We start from the raw sequence: 16,472 nt of genomic DNA on the forward strand, positions 1-16,472 counted from the left end.
GCCAATTGCACATTGAACTTAGCATCTAAAAAATGAAAATAAAAGTTATCGGCATTCCAGTGCAGGACCAAGAAAAAGCGTTAAAGTTTTATACAGAAAAGTTAGGCTTTTTAAAAAAAAGTGACGTGCCGTTAGACGAAAATACCAGATGGCTGACCGTTGTAAGCAAAGATGACCAGGATGGGGCCGAAATTCTTCTAGAACCTTCACCTAGCCATTTTGGGCCAACAAAGACCTACCAAAGTTCATTATTTGAAGCTGGTATTCCATACACCCAACTCGATTCAGACAATGTTCAGCGAGACTACGAACGTCTTTTGAGTTTAGGAGTTGAATTTAGTGTTGAACCTAAGACTTTAGGAACAGAAAAATTTGCAGTATTCAATGACACGTGCGGAAACCATATTCAGATCGTTGAAATGCTTTGAAAATTATTAAAACTAATCTTCCGATGAGTTCCATTTTAAAAAACAATCACCTACAATATGATTATATAGACTGTTTTCAGGGAGTCTTAATAGCCAAGAACGATGAGCTTACGATATCTGACGCCTGCATCGCATTTTTATCTTCAGTTAGAGAAACCGTCCAGAAACTATCAACTATTAAAGCTAAAATTGTATCCATGGTCGGTCTTAAAGCTAAACCTTTTAAAATGCAAAAACTTGATAAATTTAAGTACGAAGCAGGAGAACAATTAGGAATTTTAAAAGTGTATGAAAGAAGTGATAATGAAATAACTCTGGGTTCAAACGGTACCCATTTTAATTTTAGAATATCGCTGATCCTTGGATACACTATAATTGATAAGCCTAGAACCCTTTCGATGAGTACAAGGGTGGTTTTTAACAACTGGTTAGGAAGGTTTTATTTCTCGCTAATTAAGCCGCTACATTTAATTTTCTCCAAGATTTTATTAGGATCGACAATAAGAAAATTAGAAAGAAAGGCCTTGTTAAAAGACAATAACTTTAATTCAATATAAAGACATGAAAATACTTCAAACTAATCTTCCTAAAAGTTCATTACTTAATATCGATTATAAAAAATATCACTACATCGACTGCTTCCAAGGGACACTCATCGACAAAGCAACTACCTTTACGCCAACCGAAGTCAGTAATGCATTTTTTTTATCGCTGCCTAATTGGGGAAAGGTCCTACTCAGCCTTAGAAACAAAATTGTTTCCGTATTTGGCCTAAAGGTGTCTGGTGATGCGAACAAATTAAAAGAATTTGCTAATGCTAATTACAAGAAAGGCGACCAGCTCGGATATTTAAAAGTATTTGATGTAAACAAAAATGAACTCGTGTTTGGGATGGATGACAAACACTTGGATTTTAGAGGCTCCTTATTACTCGAAGAAACGAAAGTTGGTAGTCAAAAAAAAATTACGATTTCTACAGTGGTGCTCTATAACAACTGGTTTGGGCGATTTTATTTTTTCCTGATAAAGCCGCTTCATAAAATTATCATGAAGGTTATGTTAAAAAGATTAATCGAGAAATTAGAAATGAAAAGCATATAATTATTACCTTAGGATATTTGCTAGCAAGTGAAATATACAGAGTGTAAACCTCACATCTTATTGGCGCCTTTTATAGATGCATATTGGGAGCTCACCTGCAAAGCGGGTGGAACTGCTATTCATAAGATCTTGCCCGACGGATGTGTAGACCTCGCCATAAATATCGGAGACGACTTTCTTAATGAAAAAGATAATTCAGTTTTCAAAAGCGAAAAGGCATATTTGGGTGGAGCAATAACGCAGTTTGTGGAGGCCATTTTTTCGCAGGAAACCCATTTAATTGGTGTTCGTTTTAAACCTTCAGCATTCTCACATTTTTATGCGTACTCCTCATTGCATGAAGTAACCAATAACGTTGTTGAACTTTCAAATGATCTGGTTCCAAAAATTAGCTCATTCTCTGACGATATTGCTACGGCATTCGATTCCTTCTTTCACAATAAACTTAATCAATCCAAACATTCCTTGTTGCCTATCGTTGCAACTGTTAAGCAGTACGTTGGTCGTATATCAGTAAGTGAGTTAGCCAAAAAACATTTCACGACTGTTAGGCAGTTGGAAAGAAATTTCAGCTACCACATTGGCTTGAGCCCAAAGGAATTTATAAATATTATTCGATACCGGTATGCGCAGCAGCTCATACTAGAAAAGTATCCTGAAATAAAGCTTGCTGAAATTGCTTTTGATAGTGGCTACTATGACCAAGCGCACTTGAGTAACGAAATTAAAAAATACTCAGGGGTTGTTCCGACAAATCTCTAATTAATCACTCTTTGTGTCAGTTCATGGCATTTTGAATTTTGTCGTATTTTTCCAAACGACACGGTTTTTGCCGATGTACTTTTGGTTTCCAAAACCTGATCGTCACGCGTAATAAATGAATGCACAAACAACCCCTAGAGCTTCTTCCGAAAGCAGCCATGAACAAATTGAAAAAATGTTTGACAGCGTGTCTGATCACTATGACTCCATGAATAGGATAATCACCTGGGGCTTAGATAGAAAGTGGCGCAACAATGTACTAAAACTGATCATTGAAAGAAAACCCAATTCAGTTTTAGACATTGCCACAGGTACCGGTGAAATGGCCATTTTATTAAGCAAAACTGGCGCTGAACATATCTTAGCCGTTGACATATCTCAGGGAATGTTAGCCCTTGCCAATGAAAAAATCCAACTTTTAAACTTACGAAAGCAAGTTAAAACCGAAATTCAAAATGCGGAAAACTTGAGTGTACCGGATAGCTCCTTTGATGTGGTAACCGTCGTTTATGGAATAAGAAATTTTGAGAACTTAGAAAAGGGTCTTTCGCAAATACTGCGAGTACTTAAACCGGGCGGTGTCATGATTATATTGGAAACATCAATTCCAGACAATCGAATATTAGAATTTGGATATCTCTTTTATGCAAGACAAATAATGCCTTTAATAGCGAGCTTATTTTCCAAGGATAAAAGCGCCTACACTTATCTGTGCAAATCCGCAATTCGGTTTCCTTACGGCAGGGAATTCGTAAAAATTTTAGAGGAAGCTGGGTTTAAAGATGTAAAATCAATGCCCCAGACTTATGGAATCTCAACTATTTACCATGCAAAAAAGGAAATTTGTCGAAAATAATATTTTTCTGATAGATGCGGTTGGGGCATTGCTCTCTGGTACGTTATTACTTGTTGTAGTCACCCCACTTTATCAGGAATTTGGAATGCCCAAAAAGGTACTGTACTGGCTATCTGCAATTGCGTATGCTTTTTCGCTTTATTCATTCTGTTGCGCATTTACTAAAAGTGATCAGCGGTTGTTACTTTTAAGAGTTATCGCAGTTGCTAACTACATTTACTGCATTCTCATCGTCATACTTCTGATAATAAATGAACCAACTCTTACCCTGTTAGGCTTAGCCTATTTTATTGGAGAAATTACTGTCATCATTTGTTTGGCATCTTTGGAAATAAGGATAGCGAGTTCGCCTAATGCAGCGACCTGAGCAAGTCTGCAGTCCCGTGGGTTTGAAGTCTTCAAATGTCGCAGAATTTTGTCGCATTTTTCCAAAGTTGGTGTGCAAACGATAGGTAGCTTTGACATAACTTTAGATTAATGGTTTTAAAGTCATAAAAAATATGATAGCAGTTTCCCCCTGACCGCGATTAACAACTGAATAGGACAAATGGCAAAAATTCAATCAATTGCAAGGATTAGCATAATGTTAGGGTCAGCAACCTTGTTGTTTTTCGGCCTGTTGCATCTACATGGTACATTTTTTTCAACGGATCTAGCTCCTGCAGACCAAGAACTACTCGTTCGTCTCAAATCATCCCATATACAAATGGATAAGACCGGGAATTTGTGGAAATTATGGATAGGATTTAATGCGATGTTTAGCGTTGGCCTGATTTTTATCGGTGCCATAAATTTATATTTAGCTGCAAGAAAAAATCAATTGTTCCCCAGTTTACAGTTCATATCGCTACTTACTGTTGTGTCTAACGCTTTTTTCGTTTGGGTTGGATATCAATATATGATAGCAGATTTCGCCATTAGCATGGTAATTCCACTATCATTATTTGTTATCGGATTTGCCTTCAATCAATATCAACATATGAAACAAAATAAAATATCATGAATACAGAATATGTCCCAACAGTGGAAACACAAATGCTCATAAGAAAACCTGTCTCAGAAGTTTTTCAAGCATTTATCAACCCAGAAATTACGACCAATTTCTGGTTTACAAAATCAAGTGGACGACTAGAAATTGGTCAAACAATAACTTGGGAGTGGGAAATGTACGGTGTCTCAGAAAAAGTGTTGGTAAAGGAGATTATCCCTAACGGTAGAATCTTGACCGAATGGGGTGACCCAGCTACCGAAGTAATATATGAATTTACTGCTTTAACAAACGATACCACCTACGTAGTCATCAAAAATTTCGGTTTCAAACAAACCGGGAATGAACTTATCCGGGCTATAAATGACAATACCGGCGGTTTTACTACGGTATTAGACGGGCTAAAAGCCTATTTAGAGCATGGTATCAAGTTAAATTTAGTTGCCGACAAATTCCCCTTCAAATAGCCTTTTAAACAGCTCTTTTCTTACGCCACCTACTGCTAACACTAAAGATTTTTCATCATCATTCATAAAATAAAGATGTCAAAAAGATTAATTATTGAACATGTCGAACCTGCCGCCATGAGCGCTTTAATGCAACTTGAGGCTTACCTTTCAACTGTCTCCGTTCCAAAAAAAAACATATTCCTGATGGAGGTTAGGGCTTCGCAAATTAACGGTTGTTCTTACTGTATAAATATGCACACTAAAAATGCTTTGCATCTTGGGGAAACACAGGAACGCATTGATTTAATCAGTAACTGGAAACAAACAACCGCTTTTAGCCCCGAAGAAAAGCTTTTATTTGCCATTACTGAAGAAATTACATTGATTAGCGAACACGGATTAAGCGATGAATTATATAACGATGCGGAATCACACTTCGGAAAAAAGCTCACGGCACAAATTATAATGATCGTCATAATTATCAATGCCTGGAATCGATTGGCGGTCTCTCTTAAAACCGGAAAAGTCTAACCTAACCAACATTGTGAATGATGAGTAAAGCATTAGATAGGTATTCAAGCCGTGTAGGCATTTTTATCATAGTAATCGGAACAGGTCATTTAATACTCGGCTTTATTGAAAATTGGCCAGTGGTTATTGACATCCTCCAATCAGGTGTTATCAATACGGTTAATGAAACACCAGAGAGATATAGCTTTTATTGGTATGAAATAAGTGGTCTATTTGTGTTGTATATTGGTTTCATTCTACAACAATATCAAAATGAATTCAAAAAACCTGTTCCGAAAAAATTCGGTTATTATCTATTAATCATAGTAACTATTGGTTGTTTACTTGAGCCAGTATCTGGATTCTATTTTTTTATAATACCCGCACTCCTAATCATTTTTGTACACAACAAAAACTCACCTCCTGATGGACGGGGTTTAGAAAGCACTGACTAAAAATAATAAACATGATTAATCAACTCACGTTTAGGCTAGCGCATGACAAAGATGCGGAAGGCTTAAGTCAAATGATAACTGAGAATGCACAGGCGATGCTACTTCCCCACTATACTGAAAATCAATGGAATGTCTTCATTAAATACTACTCTCCGGAGGAAATTAGAAACAAAATAAAAAAACAATATACTTTTTGCGCAGAATTGGATAACAAAATTGTGGGAACAATTGCCCTTGATAAAGATTTCATTGTTGGTTTTTATACAAGGCTTGAATGTCTGAATCAAGGCGTAGGTAAATCGATAATGCAACATCTCGAAAAGTTCGCATTGGATAAAGGCTTAAATAAAATTCAATTGGCCGCCTCTCCCGAAGGCTTATCATTTTACTACAAGCATGGATGGAAAAAAATAAAAGACATAACTATTGAACATTACGGTGTTGGTTTTAAAGAAATATTGATGGTTAAACAAATTAAAAAGGAGTAATCTCCAAACGATTTCAAAGCAGCACAACCAGAGCACGGCGGAAATTACGGCAGGACCATTGCGCATAAACCTTGCATTATGGTGCGGTATGGCCAAGTATATACTCAACGTTGTATTTACTTTAAACAACAAATAAAATATGAAGAAAGCCGTTATAGTAACGTTTGACAAATTTACAGACATAGATATTTTTTTACCTTGGGACTTATTAAACAGAGTAAAATTGAGTGACAAAGAATTTCAAGTCAAAATAGTAGGCACTGAAACCACTCACAAGTCTATATGTGGACTTGACCTGACAACTCACGGACATATTGAAGAATGTAATGACGCAGACTTAGTGTTTTTTGGCAGTGGACCAGGAACAAGAAGTGTAATCAAAGACAATTCATACCTTGAACGTTTCGATTTAAAACCAGACAAGCAAATTATTTGTTCAATGTGTTCAGGGGCCTTAGTTATTGCAGCACTTGGACACTTAAAAGGACTTTCTGCAACAACTTACCCAACTGCATTTGAAACATTAAGGAATTACGGAGTGGAAGTTATTGAGAACACCCATTTAGTAACTCACGGAAATATCGGAACAGCAGCAGGTTGTTTAGCATCAGTTGACTTGATTAGTTGGGCAATAGAAAAATTGTATGACAAAAAAGTGAGACAGGATGTTATTGCTTCTGTTTTACCAAATGGACAAGGACAAGTTTGTATTTATCCCTAGTATAATAGTAGATATCCTTTGGGTTGTCTCAAGTTTTGTGTTGTTATTATTTATAAAATCCAACCTATCTATCATAGGTATTGCAGCAATAATCTTAATTGCAGGTTGGGTAGCCTAATGGCTATTTTGCAAATAAGAGGGATAAAAGAAGTTGGATAGAAATATATTCAAATTATGATTAAAAGCAAATTCAATATTGCTAATGAAAAGATCTTAAAAAATGTGTTGGTTTTTAAGACAAATGTATTTACAGAAGAAGAGTCGAAAATGATTGTCTATATAATACTAGACCAATTCCCCACTCATAAAGTAAATTTCGACTTGGATGACTGTGATAATATATTAAGAATTGAGGGAGTAAAAATTAGCCCTATAAAGGTTATTAATATTATGATGGAAAACCAATATCAATGTTGTCTTTTAGAGTAAATCACATATTCCAAAAAATATGTAGGGTGACGGAACAACAGTAAAAATGGCTTATATTTAAGGTTTATAAATAGAGTTATGGCTGCTACTGACAAAACAAAGGATAAGTATCACACCTGCTGTTTTACATTGTCAAAGGAAGATATCCTAAAGTTTGATGAGGAAGATAACGGGCCAATAAATAACGTGATAATCGGTATAGCGTATCATTGTTATGGGGTACGTTTATTTGATGATCTTCATGGATTATCGGTCGAGATGTTTTACATAAACGGGAAGGGTGAACTAAAAGGCGACATCATTCAACTGGAAGTGCGGGATAAGGATTACTATGAACTGCTGCTGCGGTTTTGTATCATGCTAGCTGATGGTTATAAAGAAGTGGATGCGCTGATGGCCTTTAATACTTTCCAGCAAAAACTCAGAGGTTTTTTGGAAAAGCGAGGTATAGTAACTGTTACCAGTTTAGAACTTAGGCGTTTCAGGGGGCAAAATGCTGTACTTTTAAGTCCGTCCCAAAGAGATATGATCAAGCTTGATTTCATTGATCAAAAGGAGTTTTATCTGGATTTTTTTAACAACATTAATAACCAGATCATAGAAAAAGGGAGGGAATATGTTTACCTGATAGTAAATACGGATACCGGCTATATTAAGATCGGCAGGAGTAATAATCCTATTTATAGGGAACGAACGCTTCATTCAAAGGAACCAAGTGTTCACCGCATCGCGTTGTGGTGTTGCGGTCAGGAAATAGAAAAGAAGCTACATGCCAGGTACAAGCACAAGCGTATCCGGGGCGAATGGTTCAGGCTTTCAATAGCAGACCTTGCCGAGATAGAAAAAATCATGAATAAAATTTAACGGTGTTCAAAGCCTCTCACATTTCAATAGTTGCTTTCAAAACCGTAACAAATACGTAACGGAGCAAAATTTTGCGGTTTCAAAAATAGTTTGTAAATTACTTCTGTAAGTCAGAAAAGCACATTTTGCCTCATAATAGGGCGGTTAGGCTAGAAGACTCATAATCTTTTGGTCTCTGGTTCGAGCCCAGGTGGGCGCACCAACTACAAAAAGGACTTTTTTTATGTATTAGCGTACGCTAAAGCTTATGCTAACGGTAACAATTACTTTTTCAATTTACCTAATCCTTCTTTACTTTCTTTATCCGGGCTCCTGCTCAAGAGGGCCGACCAAGGGCGAATCTTTGTAAAAGGTAGTTTTAAGAGACGACCAATTGTTAGCTCGTTTTCATCAGCATAGGAAGGAACGCCTGTTACAATTTCGTGTTGATGAACATTCAATCGAACAGTTCGATGTATCCTATCCCAAAAGGAAAAAATAATGGAGTAATTGCTATCGGTCTCTTTCTTAAAGACAGAATGATGGATGCCATGCATTCGAGGCGTTACAATCAAAAAATTCAATGCTTTTTCTAAGCGAAAAGGAATTTTAATATTGCTATGATGAAATTGAGTAGCTGCTTCAAATACGATTTCGTAAATAAGCACCATTAATGGTGAAGCTCCGATTAAAACAATGGCGGCTCCGCGGAAGATCACGGAACCGATCATCTCTCCGAAATGAAACCGGAAAGCGGTTGTAATGTCCAGATCAAGATCACAATGGTGTACTAAATGAAAACGCCAAAGGATAGGCAATTTATGCAGTAAAATATGCCAGAGGTAATTGCTATAGTCAAGTAAGAGAAACGTAATAAGCATGCTAACAATAGCGGGTGCGTCTAATAAATAGTTCAGGCCAATTTGCCACGATTGGTTTTCAATCGCCAGCCACACCATTGCAGGGATAAGCAAAAGACGGAGCAGTAAAAATGCGGGTATGGAAACCATGAAATTAATGAACACCCGCTTCCATCGGCCCTGCACTCTTTTTCGTAACTGAAACCTGCTTTCAAGTAAAAAAAGAACAATAAAGGCGACTACCAAAATCGGCGTGCCATAACTATCAAAAATGGACTTAATCATGACCGCTAAGTTTATCTCGTTGTCGGATTAATTTTCTGTGTAGCCCTATCAATCGCTCTTGTGGATAACCAAGGTAATATAAAGCCCAGATGCGAAAAAAAAGGCCCTGCATCCTGTATATGCCATTATCCAGGTATTTTCGTGCTGAAGTAATGACTACATCATTCAGTACTGCAAATTTTCCATGTTTCTTTAAGCGGTGGATAATTTCCTGATCTTCCATCACCCATAGATCTTCCCTGAAGCCACCGGTTTGCTGAAATACTTCTTTTGTTACAAACAAACTCTGGTCGCCAAAACGCACAGCATTTAGGTTAAACTTGGTAAACCAGGCATTGGCTCTGAGGAACCAATGATTATAATCGAAAGCAAGCCGAAAGCAACCGCTTTTAGCTCCACGATGATAAGCATCTAAAATTTGTGTGGTGAAATTATCCGGGGGAATGCTATCAGCATGCAGAAAATAAAGGATTTCACCTTTTGCGATAGCGGCCCCTTTATTCATTTGGGCCGCCCGGCCTTGCTGTTCGCTCGCTATTACGATTGCTCCGGATTCTTTTGCTAATGCCTTTGTGTTGTCTGAACTGCCTCCATCTACCACGATGATTTCTGCCTCATTCGTTCTATTGGCAGCGTGTGTCTTACTGATGGTTTGCACGATTTGATCAGCTTCATTATAGGTCGGAATGATGATGCTGAACATATTCATCCCTTCAAGGCTTTCAGGTGTACTAAATCCCTTTCTTCGTCTATATCATGTAATACAGGCAATAAGGAATAGCTAAGATTGTTGTTTATGCAACTAACGATCGTTTCATCTAAAACAACCGATGTACTCCACTGAATATGATCAAACAAAGCTTCATGCAATGCTTTTAATCCCAATAAATAATAACCTCCATCGTGTGCGGGGCCGATGACAACATCATTTTTTTCTAACCTGTCGAAAGCATCCACTATGATCGCTTCAGTTATCATCGGGCAGTCGGTTCCTATAATCACTGCTTTTGTATACCCCTGTTGGAATACCGCTTTAAAAGCATTTTTCATTCGCTCGCCCAAATCCGCCCCTTGCTGGATTGCTTTAGCGAAATCGTCCGACCATCCATCATTTGGCGGTATCTGCTCGGAGTAAAATATGATTTTATCGACCGTTGTCTTTCTAGCTATTTCGGTTGTAAACTGTAGCAATTCCTTATACACTTCAAAAGCAGCAGATGGGCCAATAGACGCAGCAAGTCGGGTTTTAACCTTGCCGTGAATAAGGTTTTTGGCAAAAATCATGAGCATGTTTTGTTGTTTCATATACTGCATTTTTTTACAATTCTATTGCTTTGAACTGCTTGTTACGCCACAATACATCAAGGCACTGCCTCATGGTTTCTACTGCACCATACAAGCCCCGAAAAAGGCCATGTAAAGATGGTAAATTAAGGCATGTAAAACTAATTTGCAACTTTTTTAAGGCTCTCTTGTTATCTTTTTGACCAACTTTTATATATTATGAGAGCGATCTGGACAGGCGCCATAGGTTTCGGGCTTGTCAATATACCCACCAAGATATTCAGCGCCACTACAGACAGCAGGCCAGATTTTGATATGCTCGATCGCAAAGATAAAGGTAAGCGACCGACCATAAGGAAGTTCAAGGCAAAAAAGATCGTTTGATCATACTCCTGAACCCCAAACAGGAAAGTCATCCGGTAAGGGCTTGTGTCTTATCATCCGGTTGGAAATGGGTTGGGTGCTTAAAAGTTGGGCGGTACCTAAAGGCCCTTCGACTGATCCATCAGTTAAACGGCTGGCCATGGAGGTAGAGGACCATCCTTTCGATTATAAAGATTTTGAAGGCATCATTCCCAAAGGGAATTCTGGAGCGGGCATGGTAATGGTATGAAGGTACCTATGAACCGATAAAGGCATCGAGAAGACATGGAATGGCCGGCAAAAGACATTTAGCTTGGAGCATACCACCGGAAGTCTGGTGCAAAACAAGGGTAGTTTGTCCCAAAATACAGGGATTCCCAGGCCGAGGAAATGTATTCCGGGATGGAAGCCATGTAACCTGATCTGGAAGCCATGTAATCTAAGGCAAAAGACATGTAGGTTGATGTAAAAGACATGTAGGTTGATGTAAAAGACATGTAACCTGAGATAAAAGACATGTAATCTGAGGCAAAAGACATGTAATCCGAGACAAAAGACATGTAATCTGCGATAAAAGACACGTAGTCTGAGACAAAAGACATGTAATCTGAGACAAAAGCACTTCGATAAATTTCGAATAAATGCCTTTTTGATAGCATAGATGCGATTTTTTACAAAAAACCGGAAGGCAACTTACGGGGTTGACAAGACAAAGGTGTAAAATCGTGCCAACTTTTGGACAGGCCTATCAAAACAACGGCACGATCCTCCACCTTTGGCGGCAGGGATTAGTCGCAATTTTGCATCGTTAATTAATTGTTTTTTCACACCTACTGTTTCTGGAGCCCGACTGATTAGCATTTATTTTTTTTCACTATATTTACGATATTATACAAAACACGACTCCAACATGTTCAACAAAAACATCCCCCAGGTGGCAAGTTTGCTCATATCGGAACCATTTATGTTGGATCCCAATTTCCAACGGGCCGTGGTATTACTCTGCGAGCATCATGTGGAGGATGGCACTGTAGGTTATGTACTTAATCAGCCAGCCACCATACAGCTCAAGGATGTAATGGATGATTTCCCAGAAGCGGATTTCCCCTTGTTTTTTGGCGGACCCGTAGCGCAGGAAAGCATCCATTTCATACACAAATGTTACGACAGGCTTAATAGTGGCATAGGCTTGGGCAATGGCATCTATTGGGGTGGCAACTTTGAGAGTTTGCAGATATTAATCCGAAACGGCGACATCACAAAAGACGAAATCAAGTTTTTCATCGGTTATTCTGGGTGGAGTCCCGGGCAATTAGATAATGAACTCAAGGAAAATACCTGGGTCATTAGCAACCATTATAACCCCGATATCACTTTTGGTAATGACAGTGAAAGCCTATGGAAAGAAGCTATCGTTTCCTTGGGCCCAAAGTATGCCCATGTGGCGAATTTTCCGCAAAACCCAATGTGGAATTGAGATAGCGAAGCGCAAAGGATATGTAAGGCCTGTAACTTAAATCGTTGTAAGCATCGGAGTTTACCCAAACAAAAAAGCATTCGGATAGCTATCCGAATGCTTTTTTGTTTGGGGTGGATGATGGGGCTCGAACCCACGACCCTCGGTACCACAAACCGATGCTCTAACCAACTGAGCTACAACCACCGTGTTTTGGATTGCAAAAGTAAGAATTAAAATAAATATTTCGCAACAAATTTATAAAAAACCTCATAGGGTTTACGGACGAATTTGGTATTGCCCATAACCCTATGAGGTTTGCGAAGTTATCAACCAATCAGGCTCACGCTACGCTTCACGAAATTGGTCAACTCGTTTCCGGTAAGCAGTCCGCGCGATAATAGTGCTAGGTCAAATGCCTGTTTAGCCAGTTGTGCTTGCTCCTCCTCATTTTCACCCGTAAGGATGCGCTTGACCAGGGGGTGGTTCCCATTTACGGTTACCGTATAATTATCGGGCATCGTTCCATAGAAACTCATTCCCCCTCCTGTCTGTGCCATATCCTTCATCCGGCGCATGAATTCATCAATCGTCACCGTTACAGGCAACTCATTTTCACTTAGCGCTTCCACCTGTACCTTCATATTGTCCCTGCTGATAGCCTTCTCAAAGAGCGTTACGGCCTTTTTACTTTCCTCCTCAGTCAATTGCAGTGCCTTAGTATCCGCTTGTTGGATGAGCTTGTCAATAACATCAGCATCCACACGTTTTAGTTGGGTCTTTTCTGTTTTCTGCTCTAGGTAGGCCACAAAATGGCTATCAATCGGCGAATCAAACACCAGCACATCATACCCCCTATCTCTGGCGGTAGCAACATAACTGTCTTGGTGCGCCACATCGTTGGTGTAAAGGTATACTACATTGCCATCTTTATCCTTCTGGATATCTTTCACCTTCTCTCCATACTCCTTAATCGTGTACGATTCGTTTTCAGTGTTTTTCACCAAGCAGAAGTCGTTTGCCTTCTCGGCAAACTTCTCGTCACTCAACATGCCATATTTGACAAAGAGCCCGATATCTTTCCATTTTTCCTCGAATCCTTTGCGGTCGGTTTTGAATAGTTCTGCAAGTTTGTCTGCCACCTTTTTGGTAATATGGGCATTGATTTTCTTTACATTGCTGTCGGCTTGCAGGAAACTTCTCGATACGTTCAGCGGAATATCCGGGGAATCAATTACACCATGCAATAACATCAAGAACTCTGGCACGATGTCCTTTACTTCATCCGTGATGAAAACTTGGCGGGAAAATAGCTTGATCTTGTTCTTTTGTAATTCGAAGTCACTCTTGACTTTAGGGAAATACAAAATACCTGTTAGGTTGAAGGGATAGTCGACATTGAGGTGAATCCAGAAGAGGGGTTCATCCAGCGAATACGGATACAACTCGCGATAAAAGGCCAAGTAATCCTCGTCTTTCAGTTCGGATGGCGACCTAGTCCAAGCGGGATTTGTATTGTTAATGATGTTGTCTACTTCTACCGATTTATATTGGGGTTTACCTTCGCTATCTTCTCCATCAGGCTCGCTGGTTGTCCGTTTGCCAAAGCGAATAGGTACCGGTAAGAACTTACCGTATTTCTCCAATATTTCTTGTAATCGACCCTGATCAAGGAATTCCTCGGAATCCTTGTTGATATACAGGATCACATCTGTGCCCCTTGTGGTGCGGCTACCTTCGGAGATTTCATAAGAGGTGCTGCCATCGCATGACCAAAGCGCTGATTCTGCGCCTTCTTGATAAGACAGGGTTTGAATCTCCACCTTATCCGCTACCATAAACGCGGAGTAAAAACCCAATCCGAAGCGCCCGATAATCTCATTGGCATCCTTGGCTTCCTTAAATTTCTCCACGAATTCCGTTGCACCAGAAAAAGCGATTTGGTTGATGTACTTCTTCACCTCTTCGGCGGTCATACCAAGGCCATTGTCCGATATGGTAATCGTTTTGGCTTTTTCGTCAAAAGCCACATCAATGGTCACATCACCCAATTCGCGTTGGTATTTTCCCAAGGAAGACAGCCTTTTGATTTTCTGCGTGGCATCAACCGCATTTGACACGAGTTCCCGAAGGAAAATTTCATTGTCTGAATACAAAAACTTCTTGATTACCGGAAATATATTCTCGGTATGAATGGCTATGTTTCCTTTTTCGTTCATATTGCAATTTGTAATAATATTAGGGATTCATTTGTCCCATCTCGAACAATATACGTTCCAATGCACAAATTCCGTCAGGATGACAGGACAATATGACAAAAAAGAGGCAATCTCAATCTATCGCAGTTGTTATTCACCCATGCTGGTTGTGACAATCTTGGATTTACCCACTGCCTTCAACTGTGACGATACCTCATCGGCCAGTTGATCGATCGTCTCATAAGCATATCCACGTTGTTTATTCCATACCTTATCATTGACCTTACTCATCTTTTTCTCCAAAGGTATGGGCGATACACTGGCCTTTACCCGTTTGCCGTAGCGGTCATTACGATAAGGTTGATAGGTAAGGTCAGTAAACCAATAATTCAATTCGCCCTCGTCATTTTCCACAACCAATGTATAGTTGATGGTGCCGCCAACATAATTCCCTATCCCGGCATGTTTTTTCATCGTTACACTGCCCCAACTCTCCAGCCTATTTCCACCCGAAGTAGTCGTATGGTTGCCTTTTTGCGTCAAATAATTGGTTAACTGTTGGTTGATGTCTGAAAAGCTCACCCCATCAGCAATGGGCTCGGTTTTATAAACCACGAATTTACCCCGTTGGTCCACTGCAAATCGCTCATCGTTGCTAATCATATTGTTGTTTGCCATGTTTCCATGAGCGATTGGCATATTCACGGCTAATAGCAAAACTAAATTTACCATATATCTTTCAATTAATAATAAGTTTGAATAATTAGGATGCCCCCCAAGACACCCCGATGCCAAAAATAAGGAATAAAATTTAATTTGAAAATCGTGGCGGAAGTATCCACCAGGCAAATTGCCCCATAAATAAAAAAACCTAACAGGGTTCAACGCCTGTTAGGTCGGTATTATATGGAAGCCTTAAAAAAAAGTCAATCAGCTATTAAAAGGCATATACAGCGGCAATGGAAAACTGCGAAGCGCTTTTGGTGGGGTCCATGCTTACATTTTTGTAAAATAGCTCATCCGAGCTGTTATCAAACCGGAATTCCGGTATAATGGTCAGCGGCCCAGCTTTCACATTGGCGGAAAGTGTTAACCCGACCACGGAACTGCCTTCCATGAGGTCATCCCCACTACCGATATCCTTCAATTTGAAATATTCACCACGTACACCCAAGGCGAAAGCATCTGAAAACCCATATTGGGCGTACAAGGCTCCGCCACTATATCCACCGTCATCATCGTCCGAAGCCGAAAAATCAGCGGCATTCAATCCTAATTTGAACGCGTCTGTTATATCATAGGTGGTGGTCAAGTCTACAATTGTGCCCGAAGGAGACCCCGTCAAGAAATTCACATAAGCTTCCCATCCCTCTACAGGTGCCAGCGACAGCTGCGCGCCAAAATCCGAAACTCCGTTGAAATCCTGATATACATTCCAGTCGTTGAATAGCCCCACCATCAACCCCACCTTATCTGAAAAGGCATACTCTGCCTTGATCCCTGCATTTTGGAAAGGACCATTAGTAAAGAGATACGAAGTGGAATAGTTAAAGTTACCGGTTGGTGAAATAATCTCATACCCTACAAACGTACCCATGAAGCCAGCGGTCATCGAAAATTTATCGGTAAAGCCATAGGTCATGTAGAGATTTTGGATATGGAAGGAATTCCCATCACGCTCTCCCAGTAAAGATTGGCCTTGCCCACGGGGTCCAAAGGAAATATCACCAACGAAGGATGCTTTTCCCACCGTCTTACCCAGTATCAGGTTGATCATGCCCAATGAAATGGAATTCTGCTCATCGGCGAATGAAGTGGGGATATTAGACAGGCCATCTTCATTTTTATATTTAGAAAAATCGTATTTGTAGTATGCATCTACAGACCCCGAAATGGTCAACGACTCATCTTGGGCATACGTTATTGAACATCCCGCAGTCAATAGTGCGGCAAATAACATAATTTTTTTCATCGGAATAATTTGTTTAAGTGTGAT

Annotated in this window: 22 protein-coding genes, 1 tRNA gene and 1 pseudogene; 16 read left to right on the forward strand and 8 right to left on the reverse strand. The window is 39.5% G+C overall.

Translation table 11 applies throughout. From position 1 onward, the window contains the following. Positions 1-32: 32 nt before the first annotated feature. From NF543_RS08325 to NF543_RS08385, 13 genes are all read left to right on the forward strand, one after another. Complete coding sequence (locus tag NF543_RS08325) at positions 33-428, forward strand: VOC family protein (protein WP_257667656.1); 396 nt, start codon at positions 33-35, stop codon at positions 426-428. A gap of 23 nt (positions 429-451) precedes the next feature. After that, entirely contained in the window at positions 452-985 is a 534-nt protein-coding gene (locus tag NF543_RS08330) for a DUF2867 domain-containing protein (protein WP_257667657.1), read from the forward strand. Positions 986-989: 4 nt separating this feature from the next. Further along, positions 990-1,529, forward strand: coding sequence for a DUF2867 domain-containing protein (locus NF543_RS08335; protein WP_257667658.1), 540 nt, complete (start codon positions 990-992; stop codon positions 1,527-1,529). A 27-nt stretch (positions 1,530-1,556) separates the two neighbouring features. Further along, positions 1,557-2,291 (forward strand): helix-turn-helix domain-containing protein, encoded by a 735-nt coding sequence (locus NF543_RS08340; protein WP_257667659.1) that lies wholly within the window; start codon positions 1,557-1,559, stop codon positions 2,289-2,291. A gap of 115 nt (positions 2,292-2,406) precedes the next feature. Beyond that, entirely contained in the window at positions 2,407-3,147 is a 741-nt protein-coding gene (ubiE, locus tag NF543_RS08345) for a bifunctional demethylmenaquinone methyltransferase/2-methoxy-6-polyprenyl-1,4-benzoquinol methylase UbiE (RefSeq protein ID WP_257667660.1), read from the forward strand. Continuing rightward, positions 3,119-3,514 carry a hypothetical protein gene (locus tag NF543_RS08350; RefSeq protein ID WP_257667661.1) on the forward strand — a complete coding sequence of 132 codons (396 nt, stop codon included), beginning with the start codon at positions 3,119-3,121 and terminating at the stop codon, positions 3,512-3,514. Before ubiE ends, NF543_RS08350 begins: the two co-directional genes overlap by 29 nt. A 180-nt stretch (positions 3,515-3,694) precedes the next feature. Continuing rightward, positions 3,695-4,150: an LIC_13387 family protein gene (locus tag NF543_RS08355; protein WP_257667662.1), complete on the forward strand. Its 456-nt coding sequence runs from the start codon at positions 3,695-3,697 to the stop codon at positions 4,148-4,150. Next, positions 4,147-4,602 (forward strand): SRPBCC family protein, encoded by a 456-nt coding sequence (locus NF543_RS08360; RefSeq protein WP_257667663.1) that lies wholly within the window; start codon positions 4,147-4,149, stop codon positions 4,600-4,602. Before NF543_RS08355 ends, NF543_RS08360 begins: the two co-directional genes overlap by 4 nt. A gap of 75 nt (positions 4,603-4,677) precedes the next feature. After that, on the forward strand, positions 4,678-5,115 hold the full coding sequence (locus NF543_RS08365; RefSeq protein ID WP_257667664.1) for a carboxymuconolactone decarboxylase family protein: 438 nt from the start codon (positions 4,678-4,680) through the stop codon (positions 5,113-5,115). Positions 5,116-5,132: 17 nt separating this feature from the next. Next, the gene (locus NF543_RS08370; protein ID WP_257667665.1) at positions 5,133-5,549 is read left to right on the forward strand and encodes a DUF6463 family protein; all 417 of its coding nucleotides are present in this window, start codon (positions 5,133-5,135) and stop codon (positions 5,547-5,549) included. A gap of 11 nt (positions 5,550-5,560) precedes the next feature. After that, positions 5,561-6,037, forward strand: a complete 477-nt coding sequence (locus NF543_RS08375) for a GNAT family N-acetyltransferase (protein ID WP_257667666.1) — start codon at positions 5,561-5,563, stop codon at positions 6,035-6,037. A 139-nt stretch (positions 6,038-6,176) separates the two neighbouring features. Further along, on the forward strand, positions 6,177-6,758 hold the full coding sequence (locus tag NF543_RS08380) for a DJ-1/PfpI family protein (RefSeq protein WP_257667667.1): 582 nt from the start codon (positions 6,177-6,179) through the stop codon (positions 6,756-6,758). Positions 6,759-7,265: 507 nt separating this feature from the next. Next, positions 7,266-8,051 carry a GIY-YIG nuclease family protein gene (locus tag NF543_RS08385; protein WP_257667668.1) on the forward strand — a complete coding sequence of 262 codons (786 nt, stop codon included), beginning with the start codon at positions 7,266-7,268 and terminating at the stop codon, positions 8,049-8,051. Positions 8,052-8,314: 263 nt separating this feature from the next. Here the strand turns inward: NF543_RS08385 and NF543_RS08390 are convergent, their stop codons facing one another. From NF543_RS08390 to NF543_RS08400, 3 genes are read right to left on the reverse strand one after another with little or no spacing between them, the layout of a single operon-like run. Continuing rightward, positions 8,315-9,175 (reverse strand): sterol desaturase family protein, encoded by an 861-nt coding sequence (locus NF543_RS08390; protein WP_257667669.1) that lies wholly within the window; start codon positions 9,173-9,175, stop codon positions 8,315-8,317. Beyond that, positions 9,168-9,884: a TIGR04283 family arsenosugar biosynthesis glycosyltransferase gene (locus tag NF543_RS08395; protein WP_257667670.1), complete on the reverse strand. Its 717-nt coding sequence runs from the start codon at positions 9,882-9,884 to the stop codon at positions 9,168-9,170. The genes NF543_RS08390 and NF543_RS08395 overlap by 8 nt, the downstream gene beginning before the upstream one ends. Further along, positions 9,881-10,480, reverse strand: a complete 600-nt coding sequence (locus tag NF543_RS08400) for a TIGR04282 family arsenosugar biosynthesis glycosyltransferase (protein ID WP_257667671.1) — start codon at positions 10,478-10,480, stop codon at positions 9,881-9,883. The genes NF543_RS08395 and NF543_RS08400 overlap by 4 nt, the downstream gene beginning before the upstream one ends. A 198-nt stretch (positions 10,481-10,678) precedes the next feature. Here NF543_RS08400 and NF543_RS08405 point away from each other — a divergent pair. Both NF543_RS08405 and NF543_RS08410 read left to right on the forward strand, forming a co-directional pair. Further along, positions 10,679-10,795 (forward strand): annotated as a pseudogene (locus NF543_RS08405) (non-homologous end joining protein Ku); the annotation flags it as partial. 91 nt (positions 10,796-10,886) lie between these two features. Beyond that, positions 10,887-11,072 (forward strand): DNA polymerase ligase N-terminal domain-containing protein, encoded by a 186-nt coding sequence (locus NF543_RS08410; protein WP_257667672.1) that lies wholly within the window; start codon positions 10,887-10,889, stop codon positions 11,070-11,072. 58 nt (positions 11,073-11,130) lie between these two features. Here NF543_RS08410 and NF543_RS08415 read toward each other — a convergent pair whose 3' ends face one another. After that, positions 11,131-11,424, reverse strand: a complete 294-nt coding sequence (locus NF543_RS08415; protein ID WP_257957455.1) for a hypothetical protein — start codon at positions 11,422-11,424, stop codon at positions 11,131-11,133. Between the two features lie 308 nt (positions 11,425-11,732). Here NF543_RS08415 and NF543_RS08420 point away from each other — a divergent pair, with 308 nt between their 5' ends. Further along, complete coding sequence (locus NF543_RS08420; protein ID WP_257667674.1) at positions 11,733-12,299, forward strand: YqgE/AlgH family protein; 567 nt, start codon at positions 11,733-11,735, stop codon at positions 12,297-12,299. Positions 12,300-12,408: 109 nt separating this feature from the next. On the opposite strand, the gene NF543_RS08425 is transcribed toward NF543_RS08420, so the two are convergent. The 4 genes from NF543_RS08425 to NF543_RS08440 all read right to left on the reverse strand — a co-directional run bounded on the left by NF543_RS08425 (position 12,409) and on the right by NF543_RS08440 (position 16,448). Continuing rightward, a tRNA-His gene (locus NF543_RS08425) sits at positions 12,409-12,485 on the reverse strand. A gap of 122 nt (positions 12,486-12,607) precedes the next feature. Continuing rightward, complete coding sequence (gene htpG / locus NF543_RS08430) at positions 12,608-14,497, reverse strand: molecular chaperone HtpG (protein ID WP_257667675.1); 1,890 nt, start codon at positions 14,495-14,497, stop codon at positions 12,608-12,610. Between the two features lie 129 nt (positions 14,498-14,626). Further along, the gene (locus NF543_RS08435) at positions 14,627-15,208 is read right to left on the reverse strand and encodes a hypothetical protein (RefSeq protein ID WP_257667676.1); all 582 of its coding nucleotides are present in this window, start codon (positions 15,206-15,208) and stop codon (positions 14,627-14,629) included. Between the two features lie 205 nt (positions 15,209-15,413). Then, positions 15,414-16,448, reverse strand: a complete 1,035-nt coding sequence (locus NF543_RS08440) for an outer membrane beta-barrel protein (RefSeq protein ID WP_257667677.1) — start codon at positions 16,446-16,448, stop codon at positions 15,414-15,416. Between the last annotated feature and the right edge of the window lie 24 nt (positions 16,449-16,472).

This window comes from Parapedobacter tibetensis, assembly GCF_024704835.1.
Lineage (GTDB): Bacteria > Bacteroidota > Bacteroidia > Sphingobacteriales > Sphingobacteriaceae > Parapedobacter > Parapedobacter tibetensis.